The sequence below is a fragment of the Lewinella cohaerens DSM 23179 genome (assembly GCF_000379805.1).
GTDB classification, from domain to species: Bacteria; Bacteroidota; Bacteroidia; order Chitinophagales; family Saprospiraceae; genus Lewinella; species Lewinella cohaerens.
On sequence record NZ_KB903552.1, the window covers coordinates 34,279 to 48,160 of the forward strand.

Annotated in this window: 4 protein-coding genes; all 4 read right to left on the reverse strand. The window is 47.6% G+C overall.

Going from position 1 to position 13,882, the window contains the following annotated elements:
• Window positions 1-49: 49 nt before the first annotated feature.
• From A3EU_RS33040 to A3EU_RS0117435, 4 genes are read right to left on the reverse strand one after another with little or no spacing between them, the layout of a single operon-like run.
• Window positions 50-3,388 carry an nSTAND1 domain-containing NTPase gene (locus A3EU_RS33040; protein ID WP_020537475.1) on the reverse strand — a complete coding sequence of 1,113 codons (3,339 nt, stop codon included), beginning with the start codon at window positions 3,386-3,388 and terminating at the stop codon, window positions 50-52.
• Between the two features lie 4 nt (window positions 3,389-3,392).
• The gene (locus A3EU_RS33045; RefSeq protein ID WP_020537476.1) at window positions 3,393-7,934 is read right to left on the reverse strand and encodes an nSTAND1 domain-containing NTPase; all 4,542 of its coding nucleotides are present in this window, start codon (window positions 7,932-7,934) and stop codon (window positions 3,393-3,395) included.
• A 4-nt stretch (window positions 7,935-7,938) separates the two neighbouring features.
• Entirely contained in the window at window positions 7,939-11,748 is a 3,810-nt protein-coding gene (locus A3EU_RS33050; RefSeq protein ID WP_020537477.1) for an nSTAND1 domain-containing NTPase, read from the reverse strand.
• Window positions 11,749-11,779: 31 nt separating this feature from the next.
• Entirely contained in the window at window positions 11,780-13,777 is a 1,998-nt protein-coding gene (locus A3EU_RS0117435; RefSeq protein ID WP_020537478.1) for a caspase family protein, read from the reverse strand.
• Between the last annotated feature and the right edge of the window lie 105 nt (window positions 13,778-13,882).

Genomic DNA, 13,882 nt, shown 5'->3' on the forward strand with positions numbered 1-13,882 from the left:
TTGGCTAAAATTTGCATGGGTTCTTTACCTGGCTTGATAATGACTTAATTTACTTTAATTCACTTGCCCTAAACTTTGCCTGATCGGCTTCACTTAACTTAGGGACCCCGTTGGCGTTGGCCCAATTACAGAGTGTCTTGGCGCTGAATGGGTAGATTTCTAAATCAACAGGAGTATTGTGCTTTTCAGGTGGTTCTATTTTAGGCAGAGAAGGAAACCGTAAAATAAAGTCTCCATCAGGTGAAAAATCAGCTTTTCCTCCCTTGGGAAAGGATAAATAATTATACCCCTTCCAGTCCCATAGTTTGAGTTCTTGTTTGGAACAAGTGAGTATCGATTGTCCGTCAGGGGAAATGGCAATAGATAATATAGGGTGCTGATGCCCTATGAGTTCGACGGACTCGAAGCTACTCCTGTTTGTTATTTTAATCCCATTTTTTAAGCGATTTTCAGATAATACTTCTATTTCAAAGTTTACAGGATCAAAGGATTGGTACGTTTTGTTATTCCCTGAGAATAGCTGTTCTCCAGAGAAGGGAGTACAGGTGTTTAATGTTATTTGAGTGCCTTTCTCTTGCTTGATAACCAGGTTGTCCTGTGACCTTATTACGATGGAGCACGGAAAAATGCCTCGTAGGTTCCAGGTGTTGTCGAATTCCCATACAGAGAAGGAATCATTGTCGCGGTATTTTAATGCCAGCGTTTTGCTGCTCTCAGAATAAAAAAGACTATCGATCGATGTGTGTTTTCCTGAAATTAGCGTGAATAATCGGTTCTTTATTTCCTCTTCTACATTAAATTGTTCGGGTGTGTATCGACCAGAATGTAGCTTGTTTAAGAATAAAGTAGAATGCTGCTGACTATTGTCTTGATCGAATGCCACTGCTGGCCTTGAAGCGTTCTCTATGTTGGCATAGAAGGCCTTTAAGAGGGCTATTTTGGCCAGCATACTATTTGAATCCATCTTCAGAGAATGCTCTGCTAAACGGAAAGCGACGATGGGGCGGGCGCGTCTGGCTAACGCAGATCGGGTGGTTAATTCACGAGCGATGACCAAATTGAGCGCCTTTTTTCTAAGACCTTCAATGCTGTCTATTTGCGCTGTTAATTCCTGTTTTTCGTGATTTAAATTATCTATTCTCTGTTTTTGCGTGGCGTCTACTGCCTTGAATAATTGTTCTCGTCCCAACAAATAATACCAAGCCCCTATGGCTATTAGCGGTACAATGATCAAAGCCCCCCATGTACTCGCTCGCCGAATGCTTTTCCGTTTAAGGCTTGTTTGAATAAATGCTTCTTCCTGCTTGTTAAAGCCATGGTTGCCTGCCTGGCATTCTATCTTGAGCACCTCAAGTTGAGGGTTGTTGTCCCAAAGAAGGCCACGTGCTTTTTGAGGGGCTGTAGTTTGCTGTTTATTATAGTTTTCAACGGCGTGCCTGAGTTTGTAGCGCTGGATGATTTTTTCTTCGCCTTTTATGGTTATCCACTCTCGCAGACGCCCCCAGATATGGAGGAGATGACCATAAGCGGGTTCGAAAAAGCGCTGGCCTTGCTCCGTGATTCCGGTAGCAAGCAAATGAGCGGTAACCAGTCGTTGCGCTATATCAAGGGTTCGCTCGCTCTCCTGAGGGTCTGCGTAAATGAGTTCATCTGTATATATTCTTCTGCAAGAAAAGACTCCTTTTTCCACTACAATCATTCGTAGTAGAAGCTTGCGCATACTTTTTTGGTGAGTCTCATCCAAATTGTCATAGAGGTCGTTGCCCCAGGTTCTTAATCCACTAAATAAGCCCCCTTTTTTCTGATAGTCTTCCTCGGTCAGTGACCTGTCAGTTCGCCCGGATTGGATATAAGCTTCATATAATTCACTCAGGGTAAAGGAGAGTAAAGGCAGGGCGCCACTAGTTTTATCTACCTCTGTTACCAAGGAGTCGATCAAGCCTTTGGGCTCAAAAAAGAGTACTTCTTCCCGTGCGGGTTTGACAATGATTTCACGAACCTCTTCTGTTGTAAGAGCGGGGGTCTCGTAGCGACACTGTTGCCATCGGTTTTTTAAGGGACCTTCCGCGAGAGCTGGTTCAAGGTCTTTGCGAACACTGACAATCACCATTAAATGCTTGAACTTGAGGAGCAGGCGTTTAAGCTTTTTCTCGAAACCCAGGCGTTCCTCCGGTATTTTACATTTGGTAATCAGTTCCTCGTACTGGTCAATGTACAATACCGTGGGGGTGTTGTTGGCCAGACGTTCTTTGAATTTTTTACTACTTGCCTTAAGGGTAGCGAGAGGTGTTTCGCCAGGTTGAATAACGGGTAAGATTTGCCACTCTTGTTCCCGTAATACGGGGAATAACCCTGCTCTTACGAGAGATGATTTGCCACTTCCTGATTCCCCGCTAATCACTAAAAAGGCCGAAGGTTTACAGTAGGCTTCCAGTGCTTTTATAGCCTTCTCTCGGCCAAAAAACAGGCTGGCATCTGCTTCTTTATAGGACTTTAGCCCCATAAATGGATTGCGTCGAGGAATAGGAGGTAGGTTTAAGCGATGCCGAGGGTGGAAGAAGATATATTCTCCTTTTTCGTGCTTGTCCAAAGAGAAAAAAGAAGGACTTTGGTTCTTGCCATCCTGATTGGTCTGCTCTTCAACCCGATCGCGGAGAAAGGCAAATAATTCGGTAGCGGTGATGACTCCATCTCCACCGCCACTGGGGATTCGGTCGGCGCTTCCGTCGAGCCCTTCCAGTAAGGCCAAAGCAAAAGGAGAGTGTTCGCTACCTTCTTTGCTGCGTAAACCTAAACTGTTTTCCACGAGCACATCCAATGCTTTTTCATCAGAGGCCGAAGAGGTGATGACCTGCCAGGCAGGGTGCTTAACATACTGAGAATAGCGTTCTTCGTAGAGAATGGAGGGTAAATCAAAGAGGACATCCCGATAACCGGTTGACCATTTAAAAGCACCAGAAAAACAACAATCCATAATGATCAACCCGTGCTTGCAGGGCAAGTCAACAATCATTTGGTAGAGCACATCCATGGCTACCAATGAGTCTATTTCCTGTGGCTTAGCATCTGCGGGTACCAGGTATCCCTTGGGGTTGAGGTCACTGTCTAAAGCGATTCCGTGACCGGCAAAATAGAATAACACCCTATCTTTCTCGCCTACTTTCTGAGGGATTGTTTCTTTTAAAAAGGTGAGTAAGTTTTCTTTATTGGCATTCAGTAAGGGAGGGTGTACCTGATAACCATGCTCTTTCTCCAACCGCTCCGCCAGCACCTTCGCATCGTTCACTGCCGTGTTGAGCGGCGTGAGGTGCTCGTAGTCATTAATACCAATGATAAAAGCATGACTAGTGGTGAAGGGGAGTTGTATGGTGTTGCCGGTGTTTTGCATAGTTTTAGTATTCCCAGTCTATTCCATATTCGGCTTGTTCCGCTGGAGTTAGTTTGTAGACGTCATTCCAGAGGGTGCCAGCAGTGTACTGGCCAAATATGTTCCGCACCAGTGTTGCTTTGTTCTCTTTACTTATAAGGATGATTTGCCCATTTGGTGAAAAATCGACACTCTGCCCTCCTAAGTTTCTATATAAGCGTAGTAATCTTCCTGATAAGTCCCATAATCGGACAAATTCCTGACTTCCGGTCAACAGCGTCTTGCCATCAGGTGAAAAGGCAACACTGAGCATTTCCTTTCTTTCATTTTCTGGAAACGTCATTAGGTGCTCGCCACTTGTATTCCATAACTTGGCAGTGCCATCATAGCTGGCGGTTAGGACTAGTTTACCATTAGGAGAAAAACAGACATCGGCAATTTTTCCTCTATGGCCCCGTAAGTCGGTGATTTTTTCGCCAGTTTGACGCCAGATTTTTGCAGTATTGTCGTGGCTTCCGGTTACAAAAATACGACCGTCCGGTGCGAAATCTACACATGATACCAGAGCAGTATGTTCAGTAAATGTTTTAAGTTCTTCCCCTGAGATACGCCAGAGCTTAGCAGTACTATCAGCACCGCTAGTCAACACCAATTTTCCGTCAGGAGAAATGTCAACTCCGAGAACATCACCATGGGCCGTAAATGTTTGTAAAACACTCCCGGAAGAATCCCAGGCTTTAGCTGTTCCGTCGTTGCTTCCGGTTAAGAGTGTTTCCCCGTCAAGGGAGATGGAAGTGCTATTGATCCAACTTTGGTGGCCCTGGAAATTTAATAAGTATCGGCCTGAGCTATCCCATATTTTTGCTACGTTTTCTGTTGGTGTTCCTGTGAATCCTTGTCCCATTGATTGTCGTACATTTTGGAAGGGAAAAATCCCACTAATAAGTGAAGGTTTTCCTCTTTCACTGGCATAGGGATTGCCCTCCGCTGTAATGATTTTATCTCCATTAGGGAAAAACAGCGCCCCTGTGATAGCAGCGTTGTGTTCAAATGAGGGAAGACTTTCTTCAATATCCCATATATGGACAGTACCGTCTTCTTCTCCGGTCAGAAATTGTTTGCTGTCCGGTGAGAAGCATACGGCCATGACACTGTTAGAGTCCACATTTGTTTGCCACAAAGTAGTCCAGGGAGCTGTATCATTGTTCATCCACACTTCTCTATCGGGAAGTTGCCATACTTTTGAATTTCCATCGGTATCGCTACGGGTGATGATCTTTTTCCCATCAGGAGAAAAGGTCAGACTTCTCATCTTGTCGGTATCACTCTGATGATCATATACTTGGCCAGTTGCCAGGTTGGTAATGGAGATGGTTTTGTCTTCCCCTCCGGCGACGACATACGCTCCGTCTGGCGAGAAGCCGAAAGTGTAGATGGTTTGCCCTGCGGTGGGAACATCGGTGGATGCTCCACTTGCTATATCCCACAGCAAAAGGTGATCTCGCTGCCATCCATCGCCCGTCGTTAAGACATTTTTTCCGTCAGGGGAAAAAGTTACTGGTCCACGGCCTCCGCCAAAATCACGTATATTTTGGCCTTCTAAGCTCCATAATTTGGCCTGTTCTTGATAGCTGTTGGTTACTATCTTTGACCCATCGGGCGAGTACGCTACTTCCGATAAGGCTGCCGGATGAGCGCGAAATCTTAATATTTGCTCTCCATTGAGATGCCAAAGTGCAATATGGCCATCATACATTCCGGTAAGAATGGTGTCTCCACTGGGCGAGAATAGCGCCCGGGTTATTTCACTATTCTGACGAGGAAACTCCCGGATAAGCTGGCCGTTCAGTTTCCACAATCTTGCGACACTGTCCTTGCCAGCTGTAAGTATTTTTGTGCCATCAGGAGAGTAAGTGATACCGTTGACAATATTTTGATGGGCGCTAAACTTGTGTCGATAATATTGTCCTCTTCTTCTCCTGTGAATATCACGGAGTGCGCTACTCGTTTCTTCGGAAGGAAATAATTTGTGTGCTGCCAGGGCCAGGTTAAGTGCCAAGGTAGGATCTTCAGACATTTCTTTTTGAGCCTTTGCTGCTGCTGTTGCACTCTTCGCCTCAATAGTACTTTGCTCCGCTCGGCTTTGCGCCTGTCTTGCTAATTTCGTTTGCCAAAGCGCATTGTCTCTTTCCTGGCCTGCTATAACAGCACTTCGGCGAGCGAGGCTATCAGAGACTTCTGCTTTAAGCAAAGCTTCTTTTGCTGCTTTTGCTTCCTGTTGCGCAATACTATCTGACCTTTCTGCATTTTTTTGAGCCAGCAAGGCATTTTTAGCTTCTTGACTTGCTTGCAGTTGGGCATCTTTTGCTATTCCTTGCTCATAAAATGCGAAAGCCGCTAAGCCTAAAAGGCCAATCATCACGGCTGCAATGACTCCTGCACGACGGCGTTTGTTTTTTTGCCGTAAGGCATTGCTTTTCTGCAAAAAAGTTTCTTCTTTGGCATTGAATACGTGCCCTTTGATTTGCAAATCGGCAAGAAGCAAATCTAGTCGCGGATCATCGTTCCAGAGGTATTCGTTCTTTTGGTTGATTTCATAATCAGTGACGGCCAAACTCAGCTTGTACATTAATCCCAAGCGACCTTCGCCCTGGGCTTTGATCCATTCCCAAAGGCGGGCCCAGGCGCGTACGAGTGCGTCGTGGGCTGGTTCAAAAAACGTTTGTCCTTGGGTGTCAACCCCGGTAGAAATCAGGCGGGCAGTTACGAGCTGCTGGGCTACGTTTTGGAGGCGTTCGCTTTCGGCAGGGTCGCTAAAAACGAGGTCGCTGCTGGCTACTCTTCGACTGGCAAGCTCGCCGCCTTCCAAGGATACCATCCGCAGCATCAGTTTGCGCATACTGTCCTGGTGGGCTTGGTCGAGGTCATCGTAGATGGCATTGGCACGGGTGCGTAAGGCACCAATCACGCCGCCTAGTTTTTCGTAATCTTCTAAAGCGAAAGCGCGATTGGTACGGCCACTTTTGAGGTAAGCATGGTACAGTTCGCTGAGGGTGAAGGACAACAAGGGCAGTGCACCGGGCGCTTGATTGACGGCCTCCAGTAGCTTGTCGACCAAGATGTCGGATTCAAAAAACAAGACCTCTTGTACGGTCGGTTTGATAATGACTTCCCGCAGTTCGTCTTGACTGAAGACGGGTACAACGTAGCGGCCTTTTTGCCACCAGTTGGCGAGTGCTCCTTCTTCAAACTGCGGTTCAAAATCGGAACGAATACTGAGCACAATGCGCAGTTGGGGGTAGGCTTTCAGCCAATCAGCTAGTTGTGCCTCAAAATCCAATCGTTCTTGGGGATCAAGGCACTGGGTGATGAGTTCTTCGTATTGATCAATGATCAATACGCTTTTTCCTTCTTTTTTGAGCGCAGCGTCCAGGTCGGGTAAACCCGATTGCAAGCTTTCCAGCGGGCTTTTTCCGGGGCGGATGACGGGCAAGATGTGCCAATCGTTTTTCCGTAAGGAAGGCAAAAGGCCAGCTTTGATCACCGAAGACTTGCCTGTTCCAGAGGCACCACTTACAACGATGAGAGATTGTTCTGCCGCTAAATCAGCCAAAGCTACGATTACGCGATCACGGCCATAGAAGAGGTTGCTGTCGGTTTCGTTATACGATTTGAGCCCCATAAAGGGATTGCGATCCGGAATGGGCGGCAGGTTGAGTACGTGGCGGGGATGCAAAAAGATGTACTGCCCTTTATCATGGCGCTGTAGCGAAAACATAGCGGGGCTTTGCCGCTTACCCTCTTCCGTTGTTTCGTCTTCTACCCGGTCGCGCAGGTAGGTGTAGAGTTCGGTAGCGGTAATTACGCCATCTCCTTTTTCTTTGGGAACAGTATCTGCCTCTCCGGCCAAGCCCGCCAGCAAGGCGGTCGCAAAAGGCGAGTGTTTGGCATCGGCAGCACTACGCATACCAAGGGTGCGGTCGGAAAGTATATCTACGGCCTTTTGGTCAGAAGCCGAAGAAGTGATCACCTGCCACGCAGGGTCTTGGGTATATTGATGAAAACGTTCCTGGTATATGATGCCTGGCAGGTCAAACATCACATCTCGGAACCCCGTCGACCACTTAAAAGCACCCGCAAAGCAGCAATCCAGAACCAACAATCCGTGCTTACAGGGCAGCTTGGTAACCGCATCGTGGAAGGTATCCATTGCGAGCAGGGTTTCTGGGTCACCTGGTTTAGCATCTGCGGGAACCAAATACCCTTTGGGGGCGTCATCGCTGTCGAGTGCAATTCCATGGCCGGCGAAATAGAAGAGAATGCGATCATCCTCGCTCACCAAGCGGGGCAAATCCACTTCCAGTAGTTGCATGATCGCCGCCCGGTTGGCATTCAGTAATGGCGGATGCACTTGGTAGCCGTGGTCTTCTGCCAATCGCTCCGCCAGAACTTGTGCATCGTTTACCGCCGTACTCAGTGGTGTGAGATGCTCGTAGTCATTGATGCCAATGATGAATGCATGACTGGTGGTAAAGGGGAGTTGGATGTTGTTGTTCTCAGTTGACATGGTCCTACTGCTCTTTTTTTATAAAATCACTTCTGATCCAACCCCTTCCTTTTTGATTTTGAATAAGGTACCAGGCGTGTTTTTCTCCTGCTGGAGTTTTTTCTTCGAAAATGGTGACCCGATCACCTATGCTCAATTTAAAGATGGGTGTACCACTTACAGGGGCTTCACGAACCCGTACGTTGTCGCCAGTGAGTACGCCGTAAGTAGGGCCGGAAGATGCAGGTGTAGGTGGTGGTGTTACATTTTGCTGTGACTCGTTATTGGCTGCTGCGTTGTTGCGATGATTTAGCGCTGGAGCAGTGGCCGGGGTACTATTCTCCAGGTCAATTTTTGCCAACGGGCCTAGTGCGTTGTAGTTATTGATGTAGCTGAGAATTAACACGGGATCAAGAGTGTAAACATCATGTTTGATTTGAATATAGCGGTTGTCCTCTGAGAAAGCTCCAAAAAAAGGATCATTGTCGTGATGGGGTAGGTTTAGGAGGATCAACGTTTCCCCATTCTTGGAATAGAATGCTTTGTTGTTTAAGGTATACTGCTCATTTTCGATTTTGACATTGTAGATATCACTGACTGCTTTAAAACGGATACTTGCTCCGGTAAAAACATCCAGGCAGCTTTCGTGAACGCCAAATTTGTGTCCTTCTCCACAAGGGTAGGGGAAGGTTTTTTCTAATGACCAATACTTACTTGCCCCGTCTTCTGTAGTGGTTTTTAGTACTTTTTCATCATTGTAAAATTCTAAAGTAGGAATAGGCTTGTTTTGATGAGCAGTAAACTCCCAAATTGGCACCACAACCTCTTCTCTACGGCCCGTTAAATTGAAAACCTTGACGTTTCCATCGGTGGATGCTGCCGCCAGGAAATCTCCCGATGGACTCAAAGAAATACCAGCAGTTTCGGCTCCGTAAACACTGATACGCTCAAGCTTTTGGGGTGCTGCATCGCGGCGATAAACACCAAGCAGTTGAACCGCATGGTCATCATCAAAAATGGCAATTTTATCTCCGTTTTGGTTAGCAAAAAATGGATTCTTCTTGTAGTAGTCAATATATAACCGCGCATAGATATCTTCGATTTCAGCACCGCCATGTTGGAAAAGCGCAAAACAATTACCTGATACTTCCCCTCCTTCAGGGCCGTACTCAACGATTACAAAGTTTCCGCCAGGATCAAATTCGGCTTTTACTATTCCTGTAAACATACCAGGATTGGTATAGCGATTTACCAATGCCTGGTTTGGCCCATATTCCTCGACAACCTGACCGTTAATGCGTAAGGTGTGATTCTTTACTCGATCCGATGGGTTGATTTTTATGGGCGAAAAGCGACTGGCCGGATCTAGCTCAAAGCGCCGGGGGCTGTAGACCAGTTTTATGAGTTCTTTGGTAAACTCTTGTGTTTCGAGGCCATTTTCGTTGGCTACCTGGTAGCCTTGCTCTGCCAGCCGAAGTGCTCGTAGCGGCTCCGAATCTTCTTTGGAGCGAGCTTCGGCCAGTAGACTTCGTAGGTTCGCATTGAGTGTTTCTTGTTCTGCTATGTCGCGCTGCTCATTAGCACGCTGCTCATTTTCTTGGGCAAGCTGTGCGCTTGATTCTGCCTTTACACTATTGTTATAAGCAAAAAGCGACAAAATAGAGAGCCCCGCGATCACGCCAATAGTGATTCCCCATGTCGTACGTTTTCTTGCGGACCGCCGTTTCAAACTGTTGCGCACGAAGGTTTCTTCCTGCTTGTTAAAAGCATGGTCCTTGTCCAATAATTCTACCTTGAGTAAATCCAGGCTGGGGTTGTTGTTCCACAAGAGATTGCGGGCTTTTTTGGGTGCTGTGGCTAGTAATCCGTGGTATTCATTGGTCGCTTGCCCCAGCTTGTAGTGCAGGGTGATTTTGCTTTCTCCTACGGTTTTGATCCATTCCCATAGTCGAGCCCAGGCGCGTACCAGCGCATCGTGAGCAGGTTCTATGAAGGTGCGCCCTTGGCGATCCGTACCTTTTAGGAGGAGGCGTGCATTGACCAATTGGTCGGCAATGATACGAAGGCGAGTCGTTTCGGCAGTGTTGCTAAATTGAAGCTCGTCCACAAAAATGCGTTTGCCTGCCAGTTCGCCACCTTCCGCAGAAACCATCCGTAGCATAAGCTTGCGCATACTGGTTTGCTCTGCCGGGTTCAGGGACTCATACTCGGCATCTGCACGGGTACGTAATGCGCCGATCACGCCACCCAGTTTTACATAATCTTCTTGCGCCAGGGCGCGATCTTCCCGACCACTTTTGAGGTAAGCGTGGTATAATTCACTCAAGGTGAAAGAAAGTAAGGGCAAAGCACCGGGTGCTTGGCTTACTTCTTCGCTGATTTGTTCAACCAGGTCTTCTGGTTCGTAAAAAAGCACGGCCTGGGCGGCAGGTCTGGTAATCACTTCCCGTACTTCATCCAAGCTGAAGGAAGGCACCACATAACGCCCTTTGGCCCACCATGGAGCCAATGCTTCGCTCTCGAATTGTGGTTCGAAATCTGCGCGGATACTTAGGATGATGTCCAACTCAGGATATTGCTGTAGCCACTGTGCTATTTGTTGTTCAAAGGCCAGTCGCTCCTCCGGGTTCAGGCATTGTGTGATCAGTTCTTCATATTGGTCGATAACCAGAACGGGAGAGCCATCTTTGAGCTGCTTTTCAATACCCGGTAGCTCGGTGGCAATGGTCTGCATGGGTTCTTTGCCGGGGCGGATAATTGGTAGAATCGTACGCCCTGCTTTACGCAACTGAGGTAATACACCAGCTTTGATGACTGAGCTTTTGCCTGTGCCGGAAGCACCACTGACCACGGTCAAGGAATTTGCGTTCACCTTTTCAAGGAGTACTTCAACGACACGGTTGCGGCCAAAAAAGAGGTTGGCGTCATCTTCACTATAGGAAGAAAGGCCCATGAAGGGGTTGTGGTCAGGCGTAGGCGGCAGATTAAAACGATGGTTAGGATTGAGGAAAATAAACTCTCCTTTATCATGCCGTTTGAGGTTGAAAATAGAAGGACTTTGCCGCTTGGCATTCTCTGTTGTCTGTGTTTCTACGGAGTCACGCAAGTAAGAATATATTTCGGTAGCGGTCATTACTCCATCGCCTTTACCAGCGGGGATGACGTCGCCAGCGCCACCTAGTGCTTCTAACAAGGAGGCCGCAAAGGGGGAGTGATGGCCACCGCCTTCTTCGCGCAAACCCAGGCTTTGATTTGTGATAATATCCACCGCCTTCTGATCATGTGCAGAGGAAGTGATCACCTGCCAAGCCGGGTCTTTGCAGTAACGCCAGAATCGTTCTTCATAGATGACTTTGGGTAAGTCAAAGATCACGTCCCTAAAGCCAGACGACCACTTGAAGGCACCAGAGAAACAGCAATCCAGGATGAGTAGCCCGTGCCGACAAGGTAAGGTTGTGAGCGCGTCGTGTAGGGTTGCCATCGGTATAAGTGTCTCTTCCTGCCCTGGGCGGGTGTCGGCAGCAACGAGGTAGCCGTTGGGGCCTTCTTCTCCGTCGAGTGCTACGCCGTGGCCCGCGAAGTAGAAAAGCACGCGGTCGTCTTTATCAACCAACCTAGGGATGTCTTCCGTAAGGAGCTTGTGCAATGATTCGTGGGTAGCATTGAGTAAGGGGGCGTGTACCTTGAAGCCATGTTGCTCTGCTAGTCGCTCTGCAATTACCTGCGCATCGTTCACTGCCGTGCTGAGTGGTGTGAGGTGCTGATAGTCGTTGATGCCCACGATAAAAGCGTGGCTGGTAGTGAAAGGAAGTTGGATATGGGTATTGGCTGACATGTTGAATCCTTTTAAAGTTAATGCGGGTTACTTAAATGCCTGAGGTGAGTTGTACCCTCATGGTGAGCGTACACCACTCGTCACTTACGCCAATGGGTTTCCAGTTCCAGTTGGCGGCGCGATCTCCTCCAAGCCCGCTTTGGAGCAGTTGTTGGTAATCCAATTCTTCGGTGGTGACAAAGAGTTTGAAATAAGAATCGGCGGATTTATCATCAGCGCCTAAGCCCCAGCCTTTATGTTCTTTCAAAAGAGGGAGTATTACTTCTTGCAAGCCTGGATGTTCGTCTGGCCGAAAAACGGCCCCTCCTTCGTACGCCGAAATGCTGTAATCACTGCGTAAGTGAAAAAGGTAGCAATACAATTGCTGCTTGGTGTTTTTGATCACTAGCTGTGGTAAAAAACCGGCAAGGAATGCATTTTGGTGTTTAATGAAATCAGTGCTGGCTGTGTCGAATACGATGGTCTCTCCAGTGATTTTTTGTTTTTTGTTTTGATTTAGCAGCACTTCCATTTCCAAGGCCACCCGGGAGCGAATTCTCGACTTTTCGTTTGCTAAAGCGAGTGTTCGTTCCCACCGGACTATTTTACCCAGGCTACTTACGATCAATTTTGGAGCGTTATCTACTGCTCGCTCCAAAGAATATACCTGCTTTTGAGTGCGCTGGTCGGTAATGTGGTAGTGTTCGGCAGCGACCTCTACCAGTAATTCGGCTTCCTTTACTGCACTTGTTTCCGTTACCCATTTAATACCCAGGGAGTCTTGCCATTGCTCAATAATTTCTTTTACCGCCTGTTCTTCTCCCGTTAGGCCGACGTGCAAAGCGGGCAGAGGAAGGTAGGTGATTTTAGCTTGGTAAAGTGCTTTTGCGTCAAGAGCAAGAGCGTCCGCCAGGGTTACTTTGCTTTTGTGAGCACCTACGGATGTGAGGTGGCCGGTGCCCAGTGTTTCTCCGCTTGGGCCAAAGGCTCTTATTTCTACCGTGATGGGGGTGGTGGGGCGCACGGGAATGCCGTGAATTGCACCACACTTGATCATCCAATGGTTTCCTTCTTTGACGAGTTCGAAAAGGTCAGGGGTGCCGTGTGGTTTTCCATTTAAAAACTGACGGTAAGGATCAAACCCGCCGATCGTCTCAAACTGGGGCAGCTGTTCTTTGCGAGCCTGTTTGACGGTAGCACGCGTGCGCATAAAAAGATCGGCGTAGTTTAATGGTCCGTTGGCGGTGGCTAGGGTTTCTATCAGGCTTCGGGTGAAAATGCCTCCGGTGGGAGTGTCACCTGCCGTTTGGATACTTGTGCAAGCGGAGAAAAGAATGTGCTCTGATAACGGAAGGGCCATCGGGTTTTTCTCGAAATGACCATCCAGGTAACTGCTCAATTCCCGCAAGGCACCGGTAGCCTCGGCTTCTTCCCAGGTGTCAAATTGTTGAAGGCTAACGGTTCTTTCTGTGATTTCAGTAAGTTCCCACTCCGAATCTCTGGTGCCTGATCCAGAATGGCAGCAATCCAACGAAACGACGATGTGCGGCGGACTGGCCTTGGTGTCATGGTTGGCAACCTCGTGCAATAAGACGGCCAATTCTTTATCCGCGAGTAAAAAATGTTCTTGCTCTGGATTTTTGGCATAACACACCAGGTTTTGGTCTTTACCATTGGGTTCCAGTGTTTCTCTGAATTCCTTGGCGGTATAGCCCTCTGTTCCGTGGCCACTAAAGTGGAACCAAACGACATCGTCGGGGCCAGCGTTATGCAGATGTTCCCGAAAAGCGTTGATGATGTTGGTATAGGTTGCTTCTTCGTTTTCGAGCACACAAAGGTGTAAAGGCCCCTCTTGCGTGATGGATAAATTGGAAGGGGTATGGCTGGNGTTTTTTGCTGCCTGATTTTCGTCGATAGCAATATGTTCTCGAAGATATTGCTCTACGTTGCGAATATCATTTAAGCAACCATTTAGACGAGGAATCGGTGCAGGATAATCATTGATTCCGACCAATAGAGCAAAAATACGAGGAGTATCAATTGTCGCCATAAGTAATTGTAAAGGGTTTGAATACGGGGTGGTTTACCTGGCTTGCTGGGCTTTAGGTAAACGAGACAAATAAAAGTAGGAATTCTAAAGAAGAAAAGAGAAAGA

Bases quoted from the DNA above. Each gene is read 5' to 3' on its own strand.
- A3EU_RS33040 (WP_020537475.1), bottom strand. From the start codon at position 3,388: ATGCAAAACACCGGCAACACCATACAACTCCCCTTCACCACTAGTCAT.
- A3EU_RS33045 (WP_020537476.1), bottom strand. From the start codon at position 7,934: ATGTCAACTGAGAACAACAACATCCAACTCCCCTTTACCACCAGTCAT.
- A3EU_RS33050 (WP_020537477.1), bottom strand. From the start codon at position 11,748: ATGTCAGCCAATACCCATATCCAACTTCCTTTCACTACCAGCCACGCT.